Genomic DNA, 24,622 nt, shown 5'->3' with positions numbered 1-24,622 from the left:
TCAAAAGTCAAAGCAGTACGCCCCGAAGGGGCAGAAGCCTATAGCCCATGGCAACACCTTGGGTAAAAGTATCACAAATAGCAATGCGCCCTGCAAGGGCAAAAGCGTTAATTATCAATGCTTTTGCCCTTGCAGGGCGTTTTGATATTTTCAATCCGTACACCCAAGGCGCTGCCTTGGGCTATGTGCTTTTTGGGCTTTCAGCCCGCTTTGTTTGACTTTTGACATATCCTCTGTCTTTTTTCGTTTGGCTGATTGTTTCGCCAAAATTCAGATAACTGACTTATACTTAGTAGGTATTTGCAGTCAATCAATCTTAAAGAAATACCGATAAAATTTGGCGGTGAGCAAAAAAACTCGTACCTTTGCAGCCGCTAAAGCTTATAACAAGCGAAATTTTTTATTAACAATATAACAATAAAATCAAAATGAAGAAGGGAATTCATCCAGAAAACTATCGCCCCGTCGTATTTAAGGATATGTCCAACGGCGATATGTTCCTTACAAAGTCTACATGCAAGACTACAGAGACAGTAGAATTTGAAGGCGAAACTTACCCGGTGGTAAAAGTCGAAATCTCAAGCACATCTCACCCGTTCTATACCGGTAAGAGCAAGCTCGTCGATACAGCCGGTCGCGTAGACAAGTTCATGAGCCGTTACGCTAAGGTTCGCAAGTAAGGAAAAGCGAGATTTTACATATAGACCTTTCGAAATAGACTCGTTCTATTTTCAGATAAAACAAATAAAGTGCGTTCAATCGTAGTTGCATATACGAGTTGAACGCACTTTTTTTTTGTGCCTATGCTTTACCAATGGATTTGTACGGCAAAAAAATGTAGTCCTTTTGCTCTTCAAAAGGACTACATTTGGAGTGCAAAAGGACTCCTTTTGAAGAGCAAAAGGGCTACATTTGGAATGCAAAAGGACTCCTTTTGAATTATGAGGGTTGAATCTCGGGGATTCAACATTCGGATTTCGGCATTTACTTGGTTTTTGAGAACGAGTACGGAGCGTCGCTTTCGGCAGTGCCGCGACTATAGTTTGGCTTCGCCGACATGTTGTAGACGAACTGCGCACCCTGCATCAGGTCGGAGCGCTTGATGTAGTTCTTGGAGTAAGGCTTGCCGTTGAGCGTCAGCGAATTGACGTAGCAGTTGTCGTCGGTGTTGCCATTAGCCTTGATGCTCACGGTGCGACCGTTCTCCAGATGCAGCGTCATCTCGTCGAAATAAGGTGCTCCGAGCACATATTCGCCAGCTCCGGGACATACAGGATAGAAGCCCATAGCCGAGAAGACGTACCATGCCGAAGTCTGACCGTTGTCCTCGTCGCCGCAATAGCCGTCAGGATTGGCGTTGTACATGCGCTGCATTGTCTGGCGAATCCAGTACTGCGTCTTCCACGGCTCGCCCGAATAGCCATACAGATAAATCATGTGCTGGACGGGCTGGTTGCCGTGGGCGTAGTTGCCCATGTTCATAATCTGCATCTCGCGTATCTCGTGGATAACGCTGCCGTAGTAAGAGTCGTCGAAGAGTGGCGGAACATTGAACACCGAGTCGAGCATGTTGTTGAATGTCTGCTTGCCACCCATCAGTTGGATGAGGCCCGCGGGGTCGTGAAATACCGACCATGTATAGTGCCATGCGTTGCCCTCGGTGAAGGCATCGCCCCACTTAAGCGGCGAGAAAGGACTCTGGAACTTGCCGTTCTTGAGTCTGCCGCGCATCAGTTTGCTCTCGCTGTCGAACACGTTGCGATAGTTGAAGGCGCGCTTGCGGAACGGTTCCAGCTCCTTCTTTGACTTGCCCAGCGCCTTGCCGAACTCGTATATGCACCAGTCGTCGTAGGCATATTCAAGCGTACGCGCCACGTTCTCGTTTATCTTCACGTCGTACGGCACATAACCCAACTTGTTGTAATACTCATAACCAAGTCGGCCGGTAGAGCTTACGGTAGGATGTACGGCACTGGCGCCATGTACTACAGCCTGCCACAGAGTCTCGGCGTCGTAGTTCTTGAGTCCGCACAGATAGGCATCAGCCACTATCGAAGCCGAATTGTTGCCAACCATGCAGCCACGATGGCCAGGTGAAGCCCATTCAGGCAGAAATCCGCTCTCCTTATAGGCATTGACCAGACCAGCCTGCATCTTCTCGTTCATCGACGGATACATCACGTTGAGCAGAGGGAAGAGGCAGCGGAAGGTGTCCCAGAAACCAGTATCGGTGAACATATATCCCGACAACACCTCGCCGTTGTACGGACTGTAGTGTACGATTTCGCCCTTGGCGTTCTTCTCGTAGAACGAGCGAGGGAAGAGCACCGAACGATACAGGCACGAATAGAACGTGCGCAGATGGTCGATGTCGTCCGACTTCACCTCGATACGACCCAGAATGTCGTTCCATGTCTTGCGTCCGCGTGCCTTTACTTCGTCGAACGAGTCAGAGCCAAGCTCTTTTAGGTTCTCAAGAGCCTGCTCCTCAGAGATGAACGACGACGCAATGCGCACGTTCACCTGCTCGCCACGGCTGGTCTTGAAGCCCACGATGCCGCCGGCATGGTTGCATTCAGCCTTAATGTCAGCCGTATTGATACGTCCGTCGGCAACGGCGGCGGTGTAGGTGAAGTCCTTGTCAAACTTCATGACAAAATAGTTCTTGAAGTTCTGTGGTACGCCACCCGAATTCTTTGTCGTATATCCCACAATCATGCGCTCCTTCGGCATGATCTTGACATACGAACCCTTGTCGAAAGCGTCAACTACAACATAGCTCTTGCTCTCGGGGAAGGTGATGCGCATGATGGCAGCGCGCTCTGTCGGTGCAAGCTCGGTCACCACATCGTAGTCGGCAAGATAGGCACGATAATAATAAGGAGTAGCCACCTCGGCCTTGTGCGAGAACCACGAAGCACGCTTCTCCTCGTCGAATATTGGGGCTTCGCCCGTCTCGGGCATGATAGTAAACTGTCCGTAGTCGTTAATCCATGGACTGGGCTGATGAGTCTGCTTGAATCCGCGCAGCTTGTCGGCAGTATAGGTGTAGGTCCATCCGTCGCCCATCTTTCCCGTCTGCGGAGTCCAGAAGTTCATGCCCCATGGCATACAAACGGCAGGATAGGTGTTGCCTGTAGAAATAGCGTACGACGACTGTGTTCCGACAAGCGTGCTCACATAGTCTACAGGTTCGTAATGGCGGCCCATTGTGGTGACGCACAACGCCAGCGCAATAAGCATAGAAAATAGATGTTTCTTGTTCATTATGGTTTATTTATTGTGTTTTTAGTCATTTATGATGCAAAGTTAGGAATTTTTTCCGAAACAATAGATATAAAGGTAGTCCTTTAAGGCAATAAATAAGCCTTTTAAGAGTTAATAGTATATATAAAACAACCGACAATGCGCAAATACATTCTTACATTATTTATATATATATCTACCGTGTTTTATGCCTTCGGCTTGGCTGTTGGCACATGGCAGGTGTATCCCAGCTACGCCAACCTGACTGAGATTTCGCCTGCCGGCGACGTGTGCTTCGCACTCGCTTCGGGCAGTCTGTTCGCATACAACAACACAACTGCCGAGACTACCGTATTCAACAAGACCACCGGACTTGCCGGAATTGACATAAGCCATATAGCATGGTCGCAGCAGGCAAAGCGTCTTGTGGTGGCATACGGCGACGGCAACATCGACCTTGTGTCTGCATCGGGCGACATAACCAACGTGCCAGGACTCTATCTGTCCGAAACCGTGAATGACAAAACCGTCAGCCATATCTATATCGACCGTCAATTTGCCTACATGTCGATTGGGGTGGGGGTGATGAAGCTCGACGCCAAGAAGGGTGTCATTGCCGATACATACCAGTTGGGCTTCGCCGTTGACCACTCGTACGTCAAGGACGGCTATCTGTATGCAGTGTCGAAGACGCAAGGAACGTGGCGCGGACTGCTCACCGACAACCTCCTCGACAAGAACCGATGGCAGCGTGTGGGCGGATATGCAGCTCTCACAGATGACCGTCTTAACGTGCGCGATGCCTCCACCGGACTCTGGTGGACACGCAACGATGCCGGACGACTGGCTTGCTACACCCTCGCCACAGACGGCACACGTACATACAAGACCGAGGGAGTGCTGCCCGAAGGTCCCGCCTCCAACCATTTCTATCGTCTGTATATGCACGGGGGGAAGCTGTATAGTGTAGGGGGATTCTGGGCACAAGAGAACAATGCAGGCTATCCGGGTGAAGTTCATGTATGGAATGGTCAGAATTGGAGCGAGTTTGAGCAGCCCACATCTCAAATGATAGGTCATGACTACATCGATTTGCTTTGTATGGACTTCGATCCGAAGAAGGAAGGACATGTGATGGTGGGAGCTAAAGGTGGTGTATACGAATTCCAGGACGGGAAATTCATAAAGCATTACGGACGTCAGAACAGTGTTCTGGAATCAGGGGTGAATTCGGATAACTATACTATAGTTTCAACCCTTAAATACACCGACAATGGTGATTTATGGGTTTTGAACAGTATGGTAGACAATCCGATATGGAAGATAGAACATGGGAGTGGTAATTGGGTGAATTATCCACATCTGGAAATGAGCACTCCTGCAAAATACAATCTTGTGAGTTTGCTGCAGAGCCGCTACAATAAAAACATTATGTGGTTTGCCAATAATTATTATATGGAAAACCGCTTGTATGCATACGATTGTGTCAATGATAAACTCGTTAGTTTTGGTCCTGACTTTACGAATGAAGACGATGCCGTAATCACACCGATAGGGGTGTATTCATTGGCTGAGGATATGGAGGGTAATGTGTGGATTGCTTCAATCAATGGTCCTTTTTATATTTCATCTGCAGATGCACTTGCAGGAAATGACTTATTCGTTCAGCATAAGGTGCCACGCAATGATGGTACAAACCTTGCCGACTATCTACTTTCTGACGTCAAAACGAGGTGTATATCTGTGGATGGGGCAAACCGTAAATGGATGGGAACAAATAATGGCGTGTTTCTGATAAGTAATGATTGCAATACACTCATTCAGCATTTCACGACAGAAAATTCACCTTTACTGTCAAATACAGTGTATGATATATGTGTGGATGATAATTCAAACATGGTATATTTTGCTACAGAAAGAGGGTTGTGCTCGTATGCAAGTGACGCAACACAGCCATCTGAGGAAATGACAAAGGACAATGTATATGCCTACCCAAATCCCGTGACACCTGAATATACGGGCAAAATTACCATTGTAGGATTGAGTTTCAATGCCGATGTGAAGATTGTGACAAGCAATGGTGCACTTGTAAATCAGGGACGAAGTACTGGCGGTTCGTACCAATGGGATGGTCGCGACCTTAAGGGGAAGCGTGTGGCAAGTGGAGTATATATGGTTCAAGCAGCTACTGAAACTGGCGATAAAGGTGTTGTTTGTAGAATTGCTGTTGTGAACTGATTGTTGTGAACCGATAATCGTGTGCTGACAGATGCAATTCTGCTACGTTAAAATCATGATTATTGTTTATAATGTAGCGTATGCTCCTAACTTATATAGTTGGAGTAGAAACAATTTGGGATATCTTCCGGTTAGGATTCGATGTTCAAAATTCCCGAAAATAAGATGAAACCATTTGACCAGACTAAGCAGATGTAGCCTCTTGAGGCTTTCTATCGTTCTGAGTAGAGGCGAATAGCCGTATAATTCACTGTTAAGGCAATGAAGTGTGTGCAATGCCTCGTCAAGTTTTGCCAAATAGCGGTCATTGTCTTCAAACGAAGTATAGGCTACTGGATTGTCAATGTGCAATACTTTGATGCCGGCGTGCTCAAGGTCTCTGCCAAGCATAACGTCTTCATAGCCATAGCCGATGATGCGTTCGTCGTAAGGCGTGTGCTGCAATACGGAGCGACGGAGCAGGATATTAGTTGTGCGGAACGACTGATAGGGGTGCTGTTGGCGAATTGCTACAGAGTGAAGGCTTTCTGCGTGTTTCTCATAACGAAAGCGCAGGTTTTCACGGTAAAGTTTCTTGGTATTGTCGCCACCATCCACTACAACGCCACCGCATACCGCACCGCAGCCATCTGCGCCAGCATGGACATATCGACTGATGAAATCAGAGTTGGCAGGGCGCAATCGAGCGTCAATCATAAGACACCACTCGTATCTGCCTTGACGTAGCATTGCATTGCGCATGGATGCACGGCAAGGGTGATGCGGAGCTGAAACATAATTACAACCAGGCAGTAAGGCAAGCCTATGATTGGCATCAATGCAACGAGCATCGGTGCTACCATCGTCAAAGACAATGATTTCATAATCAAGACCTTTGACATTCCGGGCTTCTGCGACAAGTGCTTGCACCAGTGATGAAGCATCGTCGTTGTATACCGGGATAAGAATTGTGAGCTTGTCTATCATCTTCATTTTATTGGTTGTACATATATTAAATAACGCCATAAATGGAAGATATATTGCAAATGTAAAGAAAATAATTATATGATACCTAAGATAATACATTATTGCTGGCTGAGCAATGACCCCATACCTGCCAAACTAAAGAAGTGTATGGACTCATGGAAGAAACAACTTCCTGATTACGAGTTCATGCTGTGGAACTTTGGCCGTTTTGCCAAGGGCCGTTCGGTATGGGTTTCGCAGGCGTTCGACAGCCGTAAGTATGCATTTGCTGCTGATTACATACGTCTTTATGCCCTGTATAATTATGGCGGCATTTATCTTGATATGGATGTTGAGGTCTTGCGTCCGTTTGATTCTTTGCTCGGTCTCAAAACAATGCTGTGTTGGCAGAAGGGGTGCGACGGACTGGAAGTGGCTACATTTGGGGCTGAGAAAGGAAGCAAGTGGGTAAAGGAGTGTCTTGACTATTATCAGAATCGTGAATTTATACTTCACGATGGGACTTGCTCGGTAAAGCCATTGCCAAATATTGTAGAGGACATATTACGACATAAAGGCTATAAATTGGTTGATTGCAGTTCGATAGCCGATGCTAAGAATACAGAAAGACAGTACGCTGAGCGTAACGACAGTTATGTCTTACCAATACTTACAGACAACTTTTTCAGTCCGCGTTCGTATGATGACGCTACGACATGCGTCACAGACGACACATATTCTATACACCATTTTGCAGGAACATGGCTTCCATGGTATAGTAGGATGAAACGAACTGTATACAATTCGCTGGGACTTAAGAACCAAAGTCCATTGAAAATGCTTAAGGATTGCTTTGGCAAGTGACTCATTAGCAGCCTGCAATAAACAAATGCGCCATCTTATACAACACCATATACGTATTGCCGAATTCAGAATCTCGGAATAGTCCAAGTGTGCCTTGACCATTGTGCTGAACTGTTCCGATAAAAAGGGCTATGGCGAATATCTTTAAACGGGTTGGTGGAACTATGCGGTTCATTGTTGTCAACAAGCTTTCTGCCAAATTACGATACCACCTCGGCAGCAGCCTCGTACACGATTCGGCATCCAGACTAAAGAAAACTATATATGCAGATATGGAAGCATATATGCAAGTACGAGTGAAATCAGTCGAAAGAACCGTAAACATTGGTATTTGACATAGCATCAAGAATGACAGTAGTGCAAAATAGTTGGTACGTTCTTGTGGTGAAACGTATGAACGTGCATATTGCGATGTAGCGTTGGCTCCATAATAAAGCGTAACCAATATACTGCCGATGCTGCCGATAATCGTAGGCAAATGGTTGAGTATTGCAAAGAAGTTGTAATGCAGATGCATGCGCATTACGCTCAAACTGTCAAAGGTGAAAAACTCTATGACGTTGTGATAGTCGGCATAAGGTTTTATGCTTTGCATTATGGCTGCATACACTTCGGTATTGCCCGAATATTTCAGACATAGCAGGAAGGCTGCAAACGAAGGGAGCCAACAAAGCAATGACCTGGTTATTTTGTTAGTTTTCAAGAATGTCAATAGCGCAACTATCGGCAGACCGTAGAATGCATAAGGTTCATGCAGCAATATAGCGATGACTGTAAGAGTATTGGCAAGCACCAACCATAGCCGAAAATTCATTTTTGTCCACGACTTTACAATTATAAGCAGAATACACAGTTCGATGAAATCACGACGGAAAAAGCTTAATCCGAATATTCCAACTCCGCCAATCAAGAACGACACACATAACAATCCTAATGAATAGCCCCTGCGTTTGAATCCATTCACCATAAATATTACTATTGTCAAATAGGCGACAAGGCACAACAACAATGCTGTATGCAGCGGATCGAAACCCAATCCGTGTAGCCGATACAGCATTTCGCCCATTAAACCACGGCGTACAAAACCACCTTGATAGTTGATGAAGACATCAGCAAAGCTGTAATACTGAAAATTGTACACATAATTATATATTGCTGCAATAAACAATATTACGGCATAAAAAAGAGACCAGCAATTGAAGAACTTAATACTCTTTATTATATTCAGCACTTTGTCTTTCATACGTAAATGACAGTAGATGTTATAACGAGCGGTACAGTCTTTCGTACTGCTCTGCCACACGGCGGTAGTCGTGATATTTCTGAACGAATTCAATGCTTTGGCGCGACATTTGTTGAAGCTTTCCTTTGGTGAAGAAGGCACACTCAATGGCTGCTTCGTTCTCGCTGTCGCTAATGTCGGGGCGTACATTTATTATCGGGCGCAGTTGGGATTCGCCTATAAAGTTGTAGTAAGCTTCTTCGCCTCCACCTATGACAACTGTGCCGCGAGCCATTGCTGCGAGCGAGTTCATTGAGGGAGTGTAGCTGTATAGCTGGTCGACAAGCACGTCTGCCTCGTCGAGCATGTGCATATATTCATCATAAGGCACGCCCTCGACATACTTAATCTCTATTTTGCCTGGGTGGCGTAGGGCTACAGACTCTACGAAAGAGGCTATGCGCTTGGCACCTTTCAGGTAGTCGCGCTTGGGCTGTATGCCTACAAGCACTTTTATAGTGCGCCCCATTCCCTTGATTCTTGCGCTTGACTCATGTGGAATCTCCATCGGTAGCGGAATGTAATGCAGCCGTTTGGCAAACCGTGGTGTATTGTAACAGAGCCAATACTCGTACAGGCAAGCCACAAGAGCGTCCGAATTGTATGCCACATCGTGCCAGCAACGTATGAATTGCGGACGTGTGTGCTCGAATATGCGTTGTCGGTTGGCTTCCATATTCTGTGGCTTATTGTTCCAATAGGTATCGGAATAGGCTGGAACTCCTGCCGCTTGTCGCTCGAACAGAAACGGGTCGTCGGCGAAACAGCCCTTTACTATGCGTCTGTTGGTGAGTTTCAAGAACCAGAACATTATCCGGTTCCATCCGCCCATCAATGGCACGAAAGTGTAGTTATGAAGCTGTACAATGTCGTTGCCGCACACTTTCGGAAGATTGGAGAATATGTTCCACAGCACTCGCAGACCGCTCAGCTTGCCCCAACGCATATTGCGGCGCAGGTCAATATCGCGCGGTGAGTCGTGCCAGTCGTTGCCGTCGGACATCAGCGTGACTTTATGGCCACGTTCTGTGAGTCCTTTCTTGAGCGTGTTGTGCAACATGCTCGACTCGCCAACCAACAGTATCTTCATAGTCTTATGTATTTGTTTTCGTCAATGTATTCTTGCGGGCGCATTCCGAGTGCCACAACAGTATGTACAGCCATTTGTTCAAGACAGTATTTCAGCGTCCGCCATTTCCTTTCCTTTACGTCGCGCCACGGGCTCATGGCACGATAGCGTTCGAATTCACGCTTCATCGGATGGCGGCAGTTGCTGAACCATGGCTTGGGCAGCCCCGTGTAGTGTATGATGGCGGGATGCTGCTGACCGTAAAGCATCTGATTGTCAAACTCCCATGACACAACTGAGTGGCGTATGTCAAACCAATACTCGTTGAGCATATTGTATCTCAACGGAAGAGTAATCTTTGACTCACGGAAAACGTAGTTCAGAATGTCCTGATCGTGGCAATATAGAGAGTCGGGGCGTGCTGAAGCGTATTGGCAGAAGGCATCAGCCACATTGTTGGCACGCCAATAATCCAGGTTGATGAGAAGCACTCCGGCGTTGAAGTAGCCCAACGGCTGCGGATAATGCAGCCGGTTGTAATGCTCAATCTTGTTGTTATAGCTGTCGGGCACGGCGGCTATAGCCTTGTCGTGCATGTCGGTAGCCCACAGTTCGTTGAGGCTGTCCGTGACGATTATGTCGCCGTCGAGATACAATACACGGTTGATATCGTCAGGCAACAGCTCGCTTAGTAATAGCCGATAGTATGTAGCATACGACGTTCCGACATGAGTGTTCTGCCCTTCACGGCCTATCGGAAAGGCGCTGAAAAGACTCTCGTCAACAAGATAGAACTTTATCTTCTGTCCGTAATCGTATGCTATGCGTTCAATCAGCATGATGCTGTTGCTGTCGATGCCGTTGTGCAGCACATGCACACGTATGTCTGCCTCGCGGTTGTTCTCGAACAGCGAGGTTAGCATTATTCCGGTCTGCATGACGTAGCAGCAGTCGGTAGAGCATACGATATCCATACTTATTGCCATATACATTATTATATAATCATAACGCACATTGCTTGTTAATATTGTGTTGTCCGGCTTTACAAAGCCAGGCGTATGCCGTACGGACGGTTAGCATATTAATATTTTTGTAAAGTAAATATTACAAAATCAGAATGTAATGAAACAGTAAGGTAAAGGAAACATAAAAAAACGTTTCGATGCTTTGTCGTGACAAATTAAAATGTTAACTTTGCAGATGTAAAAAGATTACACGTTTTTTTTAAAACAAATAAACAATTATGGTAAACTACAAAGAATTGGGCTTGGTGAACACACGTGATATGTTCGCAAGAGCCATCAAGGGTGGTTATGCAATCCCTGCATTCAACTTCAACAACCTCGAGCAGCTTCAGGCTATCATCAAGGCTTCTTCAGAGCTGAAGTCGCCGGTTATCCTCCAGGTATCTAAGGGTGCACGCAACTATGCTAACGAGACTCTTCTCCGCTACATGGCTGAGGGTGCTGTAGAGTACGCTAAGGAGCTTGGCTGCAAGCATCCTGAGATTGTTCTTCACCTTGACCACGGTGACAGCTTCGAGCTTTGCAAGAGTTGTGTAGACCTTGGCTTCTCTTCAGTAATGATCGACGGTTCTGCTCTTCCTTACGAGGAGAACATCGCTCTTACAAAGAAGGTTGTAGACTACGCTCATCAGTTCGACGTAACTGTAGAGGGTGAGCTCGGTGTATTGGCTGGTGTAGAGGATGAGGTTTCTTCAGACGTATGCCACTATACAAAGCCTGAGGAGGTTATCGACTTCACAAGCCGCACTGGTGTTGACTCATTGGCTATCTCTATCGGTACTTCACACGGTGCTTACAAGTTCACTCCGGAGCAGTGCACACGCGACCCGAAGACTGGCAAGCTCGTTCCTCCTCCATTGGCATTCGATGTTCTCGACGAGATCATGCAGAAGCTCCCTGGATTCCCAATCGTTCTCCACGGTTCTTCTTCTGTACCTCAGGAGTATGTTGATATGATCAACGAATACGGTGGCAAGTTGCCTGACGCTGTTGGTATTCCTGAGGAGCAGCTCCGCAAGGCTTCTGCTTCTGCAGTTTGCAAGATCAACATCGACTCTGACTCACGTCTCGCATTCACCGCTGCTGTTCGCAAGGTATTCCACGACAAACCAGGTGAGTTCGACCCACGTAAGTACTGCGGTCCTGCTCGCGACCTCATGGAGCAGATGTACAAGCACAAGATCATTGACGTGCTCGGTTCTGACAACAAGCTCGCTCAGCTCGACTAATACAAACTATATAGTTTGCGCCCGAAACCGTTTGGTTTCGGGCTTTTTTTTGCTCTCTCGCGAGGTAGCGATTGTTTCCTCGCGAGGTAGCAAAATCTTTCTCCTTTTCAAATGTAGTCCTTTTGCCCTCCAAATGTAGTCCTTTTGCATTGTAAAAGGAGTCCTTTTGCCCTCCAAATGTAATCCTTTTGCATTGTAAAAGGAGTCCTTTTGCCCTCCGAATGTAATCAAGCAAGAGTCGTCATCGCCTTTCCTTCGTTTCTTTATGATTTCTACAATTTATATTTTTGACAAAGTCCAATAGCTACCAAAACAATCGTTATAATCAGTAATCCCCAGCCATAGTTTTTTACAAATGATTCTTGCTTTCGTCCCATTTCAAAGTATACTTGACCGAAAGAAACTTGACGGCGCAGAAAAAGCCTCAGCCAAAAGAAACGGAATACAGAGCCTAAGGCCTCTATGAACAACCACCATAAAATCCTAAACACCATTGCGCCTATTCCTTGCAAGAATCTGACGATTATTTCTCCTATTATCTCAAACATATTGTCTCGTTATTTTGTTTCCACATTTTATGACATCCGTTTTAGACTGGTCGCAAATTGCGACCTTAAACGTGTTGTTATTTATTGTAGTATGCAAAGGTAGAGTTTTTAGTCCTTGAACTATTATCGCACAAAACCTTTCTTTATGAAGAACGTTATTTCTTGTATTTTATTATTGCACTTGAAAAGAAAGGGTTACACTATATCACTCATGGCTTTTTCGTGTGTTCTTGATAGATGCCAAGCACGTATGCAATACGTTACCATGTCCCTTTTCAACCGTGATACTAATGTCTGGATAGTGATATAAGGTTTTGTCGTGTGCCTTGAAACGGTCGTATCAAGCCTTGATATGACCGTATCGTGCCTTGAAATGATCGTATCATGCCTTGATACGACGTTTTTGCTGGATGGCAATATACAAAAAAGAGGGTGTGCTACTACTGGATTTGCCGGAACGTTTAGTCCGGTCATTCCAGTTGTAGCACACCCTCTTAGGGAGTGTCATATAGTTCGGAGTGGCTTACAGAAGCTCGTCGAACTTTGCCTTAAGGTCGCCCTCGGTGATGGCACCTACGTGCTTGCCTACGAGTTCGCCGCCCTTGAAGAACAGCAGTGTAGGGATGTTGCGTACGCGGTACTCGGCTGCTACGTCGTCGTTCTCCTCTACGTCGCACTTGCCTACTACTATCTTGCCGTCGTATTCCTCGGCGAGCTTTGAAACGATAGGGGCAATCATACGGCAAGGACCGCACCATGTAGCCCAAAGGTCAACTACCAACGGCAGTTCGCCGCTCTTGTACTGCTCAATGTTTTCGGTTGTAATCTTTACTTCCATTGTCTTTTGTTTTTTAATATTGTCGTTAATGAATAATTAATATCAAAGTCTGTGCCATTCTTGCTTGTGTCCTGACTAATTGATGGCGTAGCGCACGCTGTGAAGTTCGCCCGACTGCTTGTCCATATCGTCGAGGAAGTTGAGCAGCCGCTTGTTGACGTCGACTGTCACTTTGCTGCTGTACATCTCGATGTTGGTGTTGTGCTCGGTGTCGTGTATGTTGAAGTAGAGCGGCACCTGGCCTTTGTTGCTTTGCAGCATGGTCTGCAGGTCGGTGATGCTGGAGTCCTTGAACAGTGTGGAGTCTATGTAGATGGTGAGCTTGTCTATCGACTTGTCCTTCACGTCGCTAAGGAATTCTATCTTCTTTATCACCAGATCGTAGGCGTCTGGATTGTTGCGGAAACGCTGCTGGCACTTTGCCGTGATGTACACTGGATATTCCTCTTGCAGCATACTCTGCCATTTTGTCCACTCTTCACCGAACAATGCTATTTCGCCTGCGCCCTCAAAGTCTTCGATTGTCACTATTCCGAAGGGCTTGTTGGTCTTGGTCCAGCGCGATGACACGGCTGTAACGATGCCTCCGAACGTGAGTTCTTCGTATCGGGCAAGGTCTTTCTTGTCCATCTCGCGGCCCACTTGCGGGCACTTGAGGTTGCACATATGGTTGAGCACTACGGCATAGTCATCGAGCGGATGTGCCGACAGGTATATGCCGACGAGCTCGCGCTCCTTCTTGAGCAGCTCCATTGTGCTCCAAGGTTCGCAATTTGGCACTGGCGGAGTGGTTATCTCTATGCCACCCATGTCGCCAAACAGCGAGTTCTGCATCGACGATTGCTCGGTCTGATACACCTGACCGTAGCGCAGAATTGTCTCTATAAAGGTGTCGCCCTTGACGTTTTGGGCGAAGTATTGCTCTCGCTTGATGCCGAACGAGTCGAATCCGCCGCTCAGAGCAAGCGATTCAAGGGCCTTGCGGTTGACCGCCGAGAGGTTGACACGCTGTATAAAGTCGAATATATCTTTATATGGTCCGTTCTTCTCGCGCTCGGCTATGATGTTCACCGCAGCTGCATCGCCCATTCCCTTGATTGCAGACAGTCCGAATCGTACCTCGCCTTTCTTGTTGGCAGAGAACTTTCGCTGGCTCTCGTTGACGTCAGGACCGAGACACGGTATGCCCATTGCCTGACATTCGGACATGAGCTTCGTTATCTTCGTGATGTCGTTGATGCATCGGCTCATGTTGCCTGCCATAAATTCGGCAGGGTAGTGTGCCTTCAGATAAGCTGTCTGATATGCCACCCATGAGTAGCATGTGGCGTGCGACTTGTTGAATGCGTATGATGCGAACTTCTCCCAGTCGGCCCAGATCTTCTCAAGCACTTTCGGGTCGTGGCCGTTCTTCTGTCCGCCTTCGATAAACTTAGGCTTCATTGCGTCAACGATAGCTTTCTTCTTCTTACCCATTGCCTTACGCAGGGCATCCGATTCGCCTCGGGTGAAGTTGGCAAGCTGGCGCGAGAGGAGCATCACCTGCTCCTGATAGACGGTAATGCCGTAGGTGTCCTTGAGGTACTTCTCCATGCACGGGATGTCGTACTTTATCTCTTCCTTACCGTTCTTACGGGCAATGAACGACGGGATGTAGTCCATAGGACCGGGACGATAGAGGGCGTTCATGGCAATGAGGTCCTCGAAAACCGTGGGCTTCAGCTCGCGCAGATACTTCTGCATACCTGCCGACTCAAACTGGAACGTACCGATGGTGCGGCCCTCCTGATAGAGTTTGTATGTTAGTTCGTCGTCGATAGGAATCGTGTCCAGGTCGACGGTGAATCCGTGTGTCAGTCGGATGTTCTCCACTGTCTCTTTCATTATAGACAGGGTGGAGAGTCCGAGGAAGTCCATCTTGATAAGTCCCGTCTCCTCAATGACGTGTCCGTCGTATTGTGTTGCAAGAAGCTTGTGGCCTGGGTCGGATTTGTCTTCGGCTGTTGACACGGGCACCCAATCCGAAATTGCGTCGCGGCAGATAATGGTTCCGCAGGCGTGAATGCCCGTTCCGCGCACCGTTCCCTCAAGCATCTTGGCATATTTTATGGTGTTTGCCATCTGGGGATTGGCACTTGCTTCGGCTTCGCGCAGCTCAGGTACGCTCTTGATGGCGTTGGGCAGGTTCATCTTCAGTCCGTCGGGCAACTTGTCGGGGATGGCTTTGCACAGACGGTTGCTTATATCGAGCGGCAATTTCTCCACACGTGCCACGTCCTTGATAGAGTTTTTCGTGGCCATAGTGCCGTAGGTGATGATGTGCGCAACCTTGTCGTGTCCGTATTTGTCCTCAACCCATTCGAGCACTTTGCCGCGTCCGTCGTCATCGAAGTCGGTATCGATATCAGGGAGAGAAATACGGTCGGGGTTAAGGAATCGTTCGAAAAGCAGGTCGTACTTGATTGGGTCAATCTTGGTGATGCCCAAGCAATAGGCTACAACCGATCCGGCTGCCGAACCACGTCCGGGGCCTACCATTACGCCAAGTTTGTCACGTGCAGAGTTGATGAAATCCTGCACAATAAGGAAGTAACCGGGGAAGCCCATGGTCTTCATGATGTGCAATTCGAACTTCACACGCTCGTAAACTTCGTCGGGTAGCGGGTCGCCATACAACTTCTTGGCACCATCGTATGCGAGTTTGGCCAGATAGTCGGCTTCAAACTTGATACGATAGAGCTTGTCCAGTCCGCCGAGTTTCTTGATTTTCTTCTCGGCTTCTTCGTCTGACATGATGTCGTTGCCGTTCTCGTCGGTTGTAAACTCGCGGAACAGCTCTTCGGGTGTAATGCGCTTGCGTGTTTCTTCCTCACTACCGAATTCGGCAGGAATGGGGAAGAAAGGCATAATGGGCGCATGGTCGATGGAGTATGGCTCCACCTTGTCCAATATCTCAAGTGTATTAGAAAGTGCTTCGGGCACATCGGCGAAGATTTCGTTCATCTCTTCGCGCGTCTTGAACCACTCCTGCTTGGAGTAGAGCATACGGTTGGGGTCATCAAGGTCTTTGCCAGTGGCCAGACACAGCAGGTGGTCGTGGGCTTCGGCATTGTCCTGGTCGACAAAGTGGCAGTCGTTGGTGCAGACAAGCTTTATGCCATACTCCTTCGACAGCTCTATCAATTCCTTGTTGGCACGCTGTTGCAACTGGAATGTTTCGCGGTTGGCACGCTGATGCGGGTCCTTCACCTCGTGACGTTGAAGTTCCAGATAATAGTCGTCGCCAAACACGCGCTTATACCATTCAATTGCTTCGCGCGCTCCTTGCATGTCGCCATTCAGAATCTTGGCGGGCACTTCGCCGGCAATACATGCCGAGCATACAATAAGGTCTTCGTGATATCGCTCCAAGTCCTCGCGGTCGGTACGAGGACGCATATAATAACCATCCACCCATGCACGTGACACCAGCTTGATGAGGTTTTTGTAGCCGTTATAGTTCTTTGCGAGCACTATAAGGTGGTAGCCGCCCATGTCGCCGCGGTCCTTTTCGCGGTCGCATTTGCGTCGGTGAGCCACATACATCTCGCATCCGAATATGGGCTTGAAGGGTTCTTTGCCCTCGTCCTTCAGTTTGCCGTTTATCTTGTTGCAGTAGTTATACAATTCCTTCACGCCGAACATGTTGCCGTGGTCGGTTATGGCCATGCCGCGCATGCCGTTGGCTACCGCTTTATCCACAAGTTTCTGCACGGGCGATTGTCCGTCGAGTATGGAGTAATAGGTATGTACGTGTAGGTGAATGAAATCTTCCATGTTATTTTGATATTATCGGCGGCGGCTTTATTCGGGTCTGTTCTTATCCCAGCACCATCTTGCGTGCCAGCAGACAGGCTCCTATAATGCCTCCGCGTGCGTTGAGTTTTGACAGGCACAGGCGTGTGTCCTTGTTGACAAGGTTGAGTGTATACTTGCGCACCGACACGTTGACAGCCTGCAGGAGGAAGTCGCCCGTGCGTGCCAGCAGTCCGCCTATGACTACCAGTTCGGGGTTGAACACATTGATAAGGTTGGCAACAGTCTCGCCAATAGTATGACCGATGTGCTCCACTACGTCAATGCTAAGTGGGTCTTCGGCGTTTACGGCATCGATGATGTCCTCGAGTGTGAAGTCGTTGCCGACGCTTTGTGTCAGCGACGATGATTCGCCGGCATTTATGCGTTCGTGCATTATGCGGTAGAGAGCGCGTCCCGAAGCCTCGGTTTCGAGACATCCCTTCTTGCCACAGTGGCAGAGTATCTCGTTGTTGTACATATGCATATGGCCTATTTCGCCTGCAAATCCAGAGCGTCCGGTATAGAGTTCGCCGTTGACGATTATTCCGAGGCCAAGTCCCCAGCTTGCATTTACGAACAGAATGTCTCGTTCGCCGTTGACATTGCCTGCCATATATTCGCCATAAGCGTATGCTCTTGTATCGTTTTCGATGCTTGCAGGATAGTTGAGCAGGTCGGAGAAGAGTGTAGTGAGGGGTTCTTCGGTGAAGTTGTATATCGTGTGGCTGTATCCGCTCTTTGCGTTTACGCGTCCTGCAATGCTGAAGAGCACGTTAAGAACTTTGTCTTTGTTCACGTCCGACTTGTCGATAAACTGCTTGACGAGTTCGCACAGCTCCTTGACCGACTCCATTGTGTTGTCGATGCGGCATGGTTTGTCGTTCTCGATATTAACGAGGTCGCCCCGGAAGTTTATCATTCCAAGGTTGACAAAGCCTTCCTTAATCTCTACACCGACAAAATAGCCTGAGTCGGGATTGAGGCCGTAGAGTGTCGGATGGCGTCCTTCGCCGGTCTCCTGCTTTCCATACTCGTTGATATATCCCATGTTGAGCAGTTCGCCCAATGCCTTAGTGACAGTAGGAACACTAAGATTCACTTCCTTGGCCAGCTCCTGTATGGTAGAGTTGCCATTAGCAACGAAATAGTTGAGTATGCCTTTCTTGCATTGTCCGCTTTTGGTTTCGTTGTCTATCTTGAAATTGTTAAGCATAATAGATTGCAGGGTTTTATGTTTGTTGTTTTCAAATTACTTGTTTGTCGAGCAAGTCAACGTATGTGTCTATTGCGTCGTTTATCTCTTCGATGCGAATGAATTCGTCGGCAGAGTGTGATCGCGCCGAGTCTCCAGGTCCAAGTTTGAGCGACTGCCATGGCATCAGAGCCTGGTCGCTAAGCGTCGGCGACCCGAATGGAGTTTTGCCCATATCCGTAAGTCGTTGTACTATTGGATGGTTGGTGGGTATATGTGACGAGTGTAGTCGGTATGAACGTGCCTTGCAGTCGCTGTGAATATTCTTTGCAACGAATTCGCACACCTCCTCATTGGTGTAGAGTTCGTTGGTGCGCACGTCTACTATGATATGACATTCGTCAGGAACTACATTGTGTTGGGTGCCTGCATTGATGACTGTGGCGTTCATTATGGTAGGTCCGAGTAACGGACTGACGCGCTCAAAGCGGTAGTCGCGTATCCATACGAGGTCGTCGAGTGCTGCATACAGGGCGTTGATACCTTCGCCACGTGCCGCATGTCCGCTCTTGCCGTGTGCTGTCAGGTCGAGCACCATCAGTCCTTTTTCGGCAACAGCAGGTTGCATGCCAGTAGGTTCGCCCACTATAGCAACGTCGATGTGTGGCAACAGCGGTATTGCCCGGCTTATTCCGTCCTTGCCCGACACTTCCTCTTCCGCCGAAGCGAGATAAACGATGTTGTATTTTTGCTCCTGTCGGCACAGGATGCGCATTGTCTGCAAAAGCGATACGAGTCCGCCACCGCAGTCGTTGCTGCCCAGTCCGTACAGTGTTCCGTCCTCAATGGTAGGTTCAAATGGTTTTCGAGTCCACGAACTGACGGGTTTTACGGTGTCGATATGTGCGTTGAGCAGTAGGGTGGGCTTGTTTTCGTCAAACCATGGCGATACAGTCCACACATTGTTAGCCTCGCGCCACGTCTTCATGCCAAGGCTTTCGATGTACCCTTGCATGATGTCGGCTGCATTTTTTTCGTCGCGACTTGTCGACGGAGTAGCTATAAGTCGTTGCAGCAACGCTATGGCTTCGTCTGTATACTTGTCCATATCAGTTGTTTTCTTCTTCAAAATCCACGTATTCGCCTTCGTCTTTTGCAAATATCTTTCGTTTGGCTTGGCTTTCAGGGCGTTCGTCGTATACGTGTTCGTTTGTCGGTTGTGACTTGTTGGTGGAGCGTCTTGTAGACTTGGAATTGAACGTCTTGGTCATTTTCTTCACGCGTACATATAAATATAATATGATGCCGATGAAGAAGAAGGCGCTCAGCAGCAAGATGAGAAATATTGATTTCAGAAAGAGTCCTACAAATACCATTTTCTTTGTCTGTTTGAAGTTAATAAATATATTTGTGCCTCTCTTGAGCTTTTCCTGCCACTTATTGCTTGGCTTTGGTATTCATAGCGTCAGCTACAACCGATATGAGGAAGTAGGCTGTTATGATAACCCAGAAGCTTTGCATTATGCCCAGCAATACAATCATGGCAGCCGAGAACACGATGAATGAATATCTAAGCTCGTTGCCTGCCCATCCCCAGTTCTTGAACTTTAGGGCGAACATCGGAATTTCAGCTATCAATAGCCAGCTGCTTATGCATATCATTGCGAGCATAGGCAACACCATCATTGAAGAACTCTCGATGATGTCGGGTTGTGATACCAGCAACGATGCCCAGAACAAGGCGTTGGCAGGTGTAGGGAGTCCGATGAACGATGTGGTCTGTCGTGTGTCGAGATTGAACTTAGCCAATCGCAGAGCCGAGAATGCAGCCATTACGAATGCGAAGAACGGTACGTATGGTGCTATCGGTTCCATAAACGATGGATATTCCATTACCGAGAGTTGGGTGAACACCATTGCTGCTGGTGCCACCCCGAAGGTCACGTCATCGGCCAGCGAGTCGAGTTCCTTGCCTATGGGCGAGCTTACTCCGAGCAGACGGGCGCTCATTCCGTCGAAGAAGTCGAATACGGCTCCTGCTACAATCCACATGAGCGCCAGTTGTGCTTCGCCGCACAAGGCGAAGTAGGTAGCTATGCAGCCCGATACGAGGTTGCCGCATGTCAGGGTGTTTGGTATCTTACTTGTAATAAAGTTTGCCATTATTCGAATTTTGAATTTATAAAATCAAAATCGCGGCAATGCCGCGATTCTGTCATTGTTGTTCCGTATTGCTTTTGTTAGCCCAACTCTATTTGAGCTTTGCTATAACAGTCTGGTCGCCGGTAGTGGCTTGTCCCATCTTGACGCATATCTCGGTGCCGAGTGGCAGATAAACGTCAACGCGCGAACCGAACTTTATAAATCCGAGGTGCTCGTCGATGTAGCAATCCTCACCCTCCTTGGCGTATGTCACGATGCGTCGTGCCACGGCACCGGCTATCTGTCGGCACAGGATGTCGACACCATCGGGAGTTGTTATGACTACGTCGGCGTGCTCGTTCTCTTCGCTTGCCTTGGGCAACCAAGCCTTGTGGAAGTTGCCGTTGTGGTGAGCTACGAGCTTGACGCGTCCGTCTACGGGGAACCAGTTGGCGTGTACATTGAACAGACTCATAAAAATGCTCACCATAATGCGGCGCTCGTGGAAGTATGTGTCTTCGTCTACCTCTTCAATCACTACGATGCGTCCGTCGGCCGGAGCCACTACTATCTTCTCGGTGTCTTCGCTTGGGAAGAATCTGATAGGGCATCGGAAGAAGTTGATGACAATACCATATACTACAGCGAATATTACTGTGAAGCACCAGAACGGAGCTTTGTTGTCGCAGAAGCGCCACAACAGCAGAGCGATAGCTGCAATGAATATGAATCCGTATACGAGAGTGTCGGTTCCTTCACGGTGTAAACGTATTTTCTTGAGTTTCTTTATTCTTTTAATCATTGTAAGTTATGGGGTTAGGCTGTATTTGGTTGTTGTTTTAATTTTGTTTTCACACATTGTTGTATGTCCCGATAGAAATGTCAAGAAAACAGTTGTATGCACGGACACAGTTTATCTGTGCAAAGATAGTTACTTTTTGCGGAAATGACAAATATTTTAATGTTTCTTTAGGTTATGCTTATTACATTATAAAAAAAGCCCGTCATTCAATGACGAGCTCTACTGGGCAGTGGTCGCTGCCGTATATTTCTGTATGTATTGATGCTGATGCGATGCTGGCTTGCATACGTTCGGACACGATGAAGTAGTCGATGCGCCACCCGGCGTTCTTCTCGCGTGCACGGAATCGGTACGACCACCACGAGTAGGTAGGGTCGTCGGGATGGAGCGTACGGAACGAATCGACAAATCCGTTGTTGAGGAATTGTGTCATCTTCTGTCGTTCTTCGTCGGTGAATCCGGCATTCTTGCGGTTGGTCTTGGGATTCTTGAGGTCGATTTCTTCGTGTGCCACGTTCAGGTCGCCGCAAAGGATGACGGGTTTCTTGGCATCCAGCTGCTTGATGTAGTTGAGGAAGTCGTCCTCCCACTTCATGCGATAGTCGAGTCGGCGCAGCCCGTCCTGCGAGTTGGGTGTATAGCATGTGACGAGATAGAATTCCTCCATCTCGAGTGTTATGACGCGTCCCTCGTGGTCGTGCTCGTCTATTCCGATGCCGTAGCTCACGCTTAGGGGTGTGTGGCGTGTGTATATGGCAGTGCCCGAATATCCCTTCTTGTCGGCATAGTTCCAATAGGAGTTGTAGCCTTCAAACTGCAGGTCGAGCTGACCTGCCTGCATCTTGGTCTCTTGCAGACAGAAAAAGTCCGCGTCGAGCGTGCGGAAAGATTCTTCAAACCCTTTCTGCACGCACGCACGCAGACCGTTTACGTTCCATGAAATGAATTTCATTTATGTGTATTTGCTTATTTATTGTTGTAGCTGTAGCACACGTGTTGCGCCTTATTTTGCCAACAGGATGCCTACGCTATTGAAGTATGTTGACGGCACAGCATTCTGCGGGCTGAGCTGGTCGATGCAGATAGCAGACAGTGTGTACGATGCCTGAGCCTCACGGGTGCTTCTTGAGAATGCGCCTACGTTGTAGCTGTTGAATACAAAGTAAACCTTGTGGTCGCCTCCGTTAAAGTTTATAGTACGCTCGATTGTCAACGGCTGAAGCATAAACTGTAATACGCTCTCGCTTACCCATCCTGTTGAAGGGATAGCGTAAATAGCCTTTGCTTTTGTAAAGCCCTGTGAAGGGTTGTCCTTCATAGCGCGGATAGCCTGATTGAGCGAGCGATACTTCACGGCATCGTCGCCTGTAGCTTCCTTGTTGACAATAATGGCGCTGTCGAGCATATATACCGGGAAGTTGTTGATTGTTATAGTAGAGTCTGATCCTATATACCAGTTGGCAGGAATAGAGTCGTACTTGACGAGAGTCTGCTGACCTACGTAGGCTCTTGTGCCCTGCTGGCGATAGAAGCGGATCTTGCCGGTCTGCGGACCTTCCATAACTTGCTGATATTGCTTCTGTGTAGCGTAGTCGAGAGAGTCGTCCTCGTTGCTGAGACATGATGTTACGCACATGGCAACGGCAATGAAGCCGACGAACGCCATGATAAAGTTTCTAAGATTCTTCATTTTGTTTGTTCTGTTTTTATTGTTTTTATATTCGTTGCAATGTTATAGCTTTACGGCCTATACATTATATATAATGCAGGCATCAGGCAAACATTGCATGGATAGTCTGCTTTTTTTCAATATTTTTTTGTTCTTGTCAGAACTTGTGCGAATTGGAGTTGATGAGGTTCATCAGTTCCTGGCGAGTCTTCGCCTGTTCGAAAGCACCCGAGAAGTCGCTTGTCATGGTTATGGAGCTTTGCTTCTCCACGCCACGCATCTGCATGCACATGTGCTTAGCCTCAATCACTACCATCACTCCGAGGGGATGGAGTGTGTCCTCGATGCACTCGCGTATCTGCTGTGTGAGGCGTTCCTGCACCTGCAGACGATGTGAGAATATGTCTACTACGCGTGCTATCTTGCTCAGTCCGGTGATGTAGCCGTTGGGGATATACGCCACGTGTGCCTTGCCGTAGAAGGGCAGCATGTGGTGTTCGCACAGCGAGAACACGTCGATGTCCTTGACGAGTACCATCTGGTTGTAGTCTTCCTTGAAGAGGGCGTCGGTCAATACCTTGTGCGGATCTTGCGAGTATCCGCGTGTGAGCACCTGCATAGCCTTTGCTACACGCATCGGGGTCTTCTGCAGTCCCTCACGTTCGGGGTCTTCGCCGAGCAATGTCAGTACTTCTTTGTAGTGTGATGCGAGGTCGTCGAGACCCTCGCGATATTCGGGAGTTATCATTTTGAGTTTTGAATTTTGAGTTTTGAATTTTGAATTGTTCTCGGCTTCGCCTGCGATTTTGAATTTTGAATTTTGAATTGTTGCCTTTGGCAATTTTGAGTTTTGAGTTTTGAATTGTTGCCTTTGGCAATTTTGGGTTTTGGATTCTCAATTCAACATTGATTAATTCATAATCGCAGGCGAAGCCGAGAATAATTCAAAACTCAACATTCAAAACTCCTAATTCCTAATACGCCACAGTAATCTTTCCGCTTACGATGCAAGCCTGCTTGTATCCCATTTTCTTTACCTGTTGCAGAATGGCGTTGGCCTCTGCGTAGGTGCGGTAGTTGCCCATACGGCAAATCCATCGTGGCGAGTAGAAGTGTACGTATATAGGCTGGCTTGGAAATGCCATTTTTACGGCGTTGCCAGCATTTTGTGCTTTGATTTTGTCGTTGCGCGAGTTGCCTCCGGCAAACACCTGCACGCGATATCCGTTCACTTTGTAGGCTCTACGCATCACCTTCTTGCGCATATCGACAGTAGGGATTTCCATTTCGTTGTCGTTGTTGTCGGTCTTGTGGTTGTCGGCGTGATGCTCGTTGGTAGCGTGCTGTTCGCGATGGGCGTTGTTGGTGCTGTCGCCTTTATGTTGGTTGGCAGAGTGCTTTTGGTGCGCCTGCTCCTGGTTGTTCTGCTTTTTGATTGGGGCGTTGTCGGTTTTGTGTGCGTTATTTGGTGTCTGGTTGTCGTCGGCAGGTTTGCGTGCGCTCACGTTGGCACCGTTGACAAGCGTTTCTATTTCGCGGCTCTGTGTCAGGGTGACATTGGCCTTGCCCTGCTTTTTCTGTTGCAGGTGTTGTGTGTAGGTTTGTGCCTGGGCGGCAGCACCTATGCATAATAGCAAGTTCAGTATGAATAGAAAGCGTTTCATATATATATTATAATGTGGAGCCGCCGGCAATT

At 47.9% G+C, this 24,622-nt stretch carries 22 protein-coding genes; 5 read left to right on the top strand and 17 right to left on the bottom strand.

Annotation, left to right across the window (positions count from 1 at the left end; translation table 11 throughout):
• Positions 1 to 47 precede the first annotated feature (47 nt).
• Both I6E49_RS04160 and I6E49_RS04155 read left to right on the top strand, forming a co-directional pair.
• On the top strand, positions 48 to 218 hold the full coding sequence (locus I6E49_RS04160) for a hypothetical protein (RefSeq protein ID WP_235400629.1): 171 nt from the start codon (positions 48 to 50) through the stop codon (positions 216 to 218).
• Between the two features lie 210 nt (positions 219 to 428).
• Positions 429 to 680 carry a type B 50S ribosomal protein L31 gene (locus I6E49_RS04155; RefSeq protein WP_235392771.1) on the top strand — a complete coding sequence of 84 codons (252 nt, stop codon included), beginning with the start codon at positions 429 to 431 and terminating at the stop codon, positions 678 to 680.
• 304 nt (positions 681 to 984) lie between these two features.
• Here I6E49_RS04155 and I6E49_RS04150 read toward each other — a convergent pair whose 3' ends face one another.
• Positions 985 to 3,267, bottom strand: coding sequence for a GH92 family glycosyl hydrolase (locus tag I6E49_RS04150; protein WP_303645483.1), 2,283 nt, complete (start codon positions 3,265 to 3,267; stop codon positions 985 to 987).
• Positions 3,268 to 3,405: 138 nt separating this feature from the next.
• Between I6E49_RS04150 and porZ the strand changes: the two genes are divergently transcribed.
• Positions 3,406 to 5,484, top strand: coding sequence for a type IX secretion system anionic LPS delivery protein PorZ (porZ, locus tag I6E49_RS04145; RefSeq protein WP_235400626.1), 2,079 nt, complete (start codon positions 3,406 to 3,408; stop codon positions 5,482 to 5,484).
• 66 nt (positions 5,485 to 5,550) lie between these two features.
• Here the strand turns inward: porZ and I6E49_RS04140 are convergent, their stop codons facing one another.
• Positions 5,551 to 6,450 carry a glycosyltransferase gene (locus tag I6E49_RS04140; protein ID WP_235400661.1) on the bottom strand — a complete coding sequence of 300 codons (900 nt, stop codon included), beginning with the start codon at positions 6,448 to 6,450 and terminating at the stop codon, positions 5,551 to 5,553.
• Positions 6,451 to 6,498: 48 nt separating this feature from the next.
• Between I6E49_RS04140 and I6E49_RS04135 the strand changes: the two genes are divergently transcribed.
• Positions 6,499 to 7,293 carry a glycosyltransferase family 32 protein gene (locus I6E49_RS04135; RefSeq protein ID WP_369681604.1) on the top strand — a complete coding sequence of 265 codons (795 nt, stop codon included), beginning with the start codon at positions 6,499 to 6,501 and terminating at the stop codon, positions 7,291 to 7,293.
• Positions 7,294 to 7,297: 4 nt separating this feature from the next.
• Here I6E49_RS04135 and I6E49_RS04130 read toward each other — a convergent pair whose 3' ends face one another.
• From I6E49_RS04130 to I6E49_RS04120, 3 genes are all read right to left on the bottom strand, one after another.
• Positions 7,298 to 8,434 (bottom strand): hypothetical protein, encoded by a 1,137-nt coding sequence (locus I6E49_RS04130; RefSeq protein ID WP_235400622.1) that lies wholly within the window; start codon positions 8,432 to 8,434, stop codon positions 7,298 to 7,300.
• A gap of 121 nt (positions 8,435 to 8,555) precedes the next feature.
• On the bottom strand, positions 8,556 to 9,665 hold the full coding sequence (locus I6E49_RS04125) for a hypothetical protein (protein ID WP_235400620.1): 1,110 nt from the start codon (positions 9,663 to 9,665) through the stop codon (positions 8,556 to 8,558).
• A complete protein-coding gene (locus tag I6E49_RS04120) occupies positions 9,662 to 10,618 on the bottom strand; it encodes a glycosyltransferase family 8 protein (RefSeq protein ID WP_235400618.1) in 957 nt (318 codons plus the stop codon). The genes I6E49_RS04125 and I6E49_RS04120 overlap by 4 nt, the downstream gene beginning before the upstream one ends.
• A gap of 269 nt (positions 10,619 to 10,887) precedes the next feature.
• On the opposite strand from I6E49_RS04120, the gene I6E49_RS04115 reads away from it, so the two are divergent.
• Complete coding sequence (locus tag I6E49_RS04115; RefSeq protein WP_235400616.1) at positions 10,888 to 11,898, top strand: class II fructose-bisphosphate aldolase; 1,011 nt, start codon at positions 10,888 to 10,890, stop codon at positions 11,896 to 11,898.
• A gap of 272 nt (positions 11,899 to 12,170) precedes the next feature.
• Here I6E49_RS04115 and I6E49_RS04110 read toward each other — a convergent pair whose 3' ends face one another.
• From I6E49_RS04110 to I6E49_RS04055, 12 genes are all read right to left on the bottom strand, one after another.
• Positions 12,171 to 12,446, bottom strand: a complete 276-nt coding sequence (locus I6E49_RS04110; protein ID WP_235400614.1) for a hypothetical protein — start codon at positions 12,444 to 12,446, stop codon at positions 12,171 to 12,173.
• Positions 12,447 to 12,969: 523 nt separating this feature from the next.
• The gene (gene trxA / locus I6E49_RS04105; RefSeq protein ID WP_235392761.1) at positions 12,970 to 13,284 is read right to left on the bottom strand and encodes a thioredoxin; all 315 of its coding nucleotides are present in this window, start codon (positions 13,282 to 13,284) and stop codon (positions 12,970 to 12,972) included.
• Positions 13,285 to 13,359: 75 nt separating this feature from the next.
• The gene (gene dnaE, locus I6E49_RS04100; protein ID WP_235400613.1) at positions 13,360 to 17,100 is read right to left on the bottom strand and encodes a DNA polymerase III subunit alpha; all 3,741 of its coding nucleotides are present in this window, start codon (positions 17,098 to 17,100) and stop codon (positions 13,360 to 13,362) included.
• A 43-nt stretch (positions 17,101 to 17,143) separates the two neighbouring features.
• Positions 17,144 to 18,334 carry an ROK family transcriptional regulator gene (locus I6E49_RS04095; protein WP_235400612.1) on the bottom strand — a complete coding sequence of 397 codons (1,191 nt, stop codon included), beginning with the start codon at positions 18,332 to 18,334 and terminating at the stop codon, positions 17,144 to 17,146.
• Positions 18,335 to 18,365: 31 nt separating this feature from the next.
• On the bottom strand, positions 18,366 to 19,421 hold the full coding sequence (locus tag I6E49_RS04090) for a M20 family metallo-hydrolase (RefSeq protein WP_235400611.1): 1,056 nt from the start codon (positions 19,419 to 19,421) through the stop codon (positions 18,366 to 18,368).
• A 1-nt stretch (position 19,422) separates the two neighbouring features.
• Positions 19,423 to 19,689, bottom strand: coding sequence for a DUF4834 family protein (locus I6E49_RS04085; protein WP_235400610.1), 267 nt, complete (start codon positions 19,687 to 19,689; stop codon positions 19,423 to 19,425).
• 61 nt (positions 19,690 to 19,750) lie between these two features.
• Positions 19,751 to 20,476 carry a CDP-diacylglycerol--serine O-phosphatidyltransferase gene (pssA, locus tag I6E49_RS04080; RefSeq protein WP_235400609.1) on the bottom strand — a complete coding sequence of 242 codons (726 nt, stop codon included), beginning with the start codon at positions 20,474 to 20,476 and terminating at the stop codon, positions 19,751 to 19,753.
• An 88-nt stretch (positions 20,477 to 20,564) separates the two neighbouring features.
• Positions 20,565 to 21,257 (bottom strand): phosphatidylserine decarboxylase family protein, encoded by a 693-nt coding sequence (locus I6E49_RS04075; RefSeq protein ID WP_235400608.1) that lies wholly within the window; start codon positions 21,255 to 21,257, stop codon positions 20,565 to 20,567.
• A 202-nt stretch (positions 21,258 to 21,459) separates the two neighbouring features.
• Positions 21,460 to 22,209 (bottom strand): exodeoxyribonuclease III, encoded by a 750-nt coding sequence (locus I6E49_RS04070; RefSeq protein ID WP_235400606.1) that lies wholly within the window; start codon positions 22,207 to 22,209, stop codon positions 21,460 to 21,462.
• A gap of 51 nt (positions 22,210 to 22,260) precedes the next feature.
• Positions 22,261 to 22,947, bottom strand: coding sequence for a DUF4840 domain-containing protein (locus tag I6E49_RS04065; protein WP_235400605.1), 687 nt, complete (start codon positions 22,945 to 22,947; stop codon positions 22,261 to 22,263).
• 136 nt (positions 22,948 to 23,083) lie between these two features.
• On the bottom strand, positions 23,084 to 23,674 hold the full coding sequence (gene folE / locus I6E49_RS04060) for a GTP cyclohydrolase I FolE (protein WP_235392752.1): 591 nt from the start codon (positions 23,672 to 23,674) through the stop codon (positions 23,084 to 23,086).
• Positions 23,675 to 23,900: 226 nt separating this feature from the next.
• Positions 23,901 to 24,590: an SPOR domain-containing protein gene (locus I6E49_RS04055; protein ID WP_235400604.1), complete on the bottom strand. Its 690-nt coding sequence runs from the start codon at positions 24,588 to 24,590 to the stop codon at positions 23,901 to 23,903.
• Between the last annotated feature and the right edge of the window lie 32 nt (positions 24,591 to 24,622).

It is taken from the genome of Leyella stercorea (genome assembly GCF_021531655.1).
The sequence above is the reverse complement of the archived record's forward strand: the minus strand, read 5'-3'. Positions and strand labels throughout refer to the sequence as shown.

Coding starts and splice junctions, on each gene's coding strand:
- I6E49_RS04155 (WP_235392771.1), top strand. CDS start 429: ATGAAGAAGGGAATTCATCCAGAAAACTATCGCCCCGTCGTATTTAAG.
- I6E49_RS04095 (WP_235400612.1), bottom strand. CDS start 18,334: ATGCTTAACAATTTCAAGATAGACAACGAAACCAAAAGCGGACAATGC.
- I6E49_RS04075 (WP_235400608.1), bottom strand. CDS start 21,257: ATGATTAAAAGAATAAAGAAACTCAAGAAAATACGTTTACACCGTGAA.
- I6E49_RS04125 (WP_235400620.1), bottom strand. CDS start 9,665: ATGAAGATACTGTTGGTTGGCGAGTCGAGCATGTTGCACAACACGCTC.
- dnaE (WP_235400613.1), bottom strand. CDS start 17,100: ATGGAAGATTTCATTCACCTACACGTACATACCTATTACTCCATACTC.
- trxA (WP_235392761.1), bottom strand. CDS start 13,284: ATGGAAGTAAAGATTACAACCGAAAACATTGAGCAGTACAAGAGCGGC.
- I6E49_RS04150 (WP_303645483.1), bottom strand. CDS start 3,267: ATGAACAAGAAACATCTATTTTCTATGCTTATTGCGCTGGCGTTGTGC.
- porZ (WP_235400626.1), top strand. CDS start 3,406: ATGCGCAAATACATTCTTACATTATTTATATATATATCTACCGTGTTT.
- folE (WP_235392752.1), bottom strand. CDS start 23,674: ATGATAACTCCCGAATATCGCGAGGGTCTCGACGACCTCGCATCACAC.
- I6E49_RS04160 (WP_235400629.1), top strand. CDS start 48: ATGGCAACACCTTGGGTAAAAGTATCACAAATAGCAATGCGCCCTGCA.
- I6E49_RS04065 (WP_235400605.1), bottom strand. CDS start 22,947: ATGAAGAATCTTAGAAACTTTATCATGGCGTTCGTCGGCTTCATTGCC.
- I6E49_RS04110 (WP_235400614.1), bottom strand. CDS start 12,446: ATGTTTGAGATAATAGGAGAAATAATCGTCAGATTCTTGCAAGGAATA.
- I6E49_RS04140 (WP_235400661.1), bottom strand. CDS start 6,450: ATGATAGACAAGCTCACAATTCTTATCCCGGTATACAACGACGATGCT.
- I6E49_RS04120 (WP_235400618.1), bottom strand. CDS start 10,618: ATGGATATCGTATGCTCTACCGACTGCTGCTACGTCATGCAGACCGGA.
- pssA (WP_235400609.1), bottom strand. CDS start 20,476: ATGGCAAACTTTATTACAAGTAAGATACCAAACACCCTGACATGCGGC.
- I6E49_RS04085 (WP_235400610.1), bottom strand. CDS start 19,689: ATGGTATTTGTAGGACTCTTTCTGAAATCAATATTTCTCATCTTGCTG.
- I6E49_RS04070 (WP_235400606.1), bottom strand. CDS start 22,209: ATGAAATTCATTTCATGGAACGTAAACGGTCTGCGTGCGTGCGTGCAG.
- I6E49_RS04055 (WP_235400604.1), bottom strand. CDS start 24,590: ATGAAACGCTTTCTATTCATACTGAACTTGCTATTATGCATAGGTGCT.
- I6E49_RS04115 (WP_235400616.1), top strand. CDS start 10,888: ATGGTAAACTACAAAGAATTGGGCTTGGTGAACACACGTGATATGTTC.
- I6E49_RS04090 (WP_235400611.1), bottom strand. CDS start 19,421: ATGGACAAGTATACAGACGAAGCCATAGCGTTGCTGCAACGACTTATA.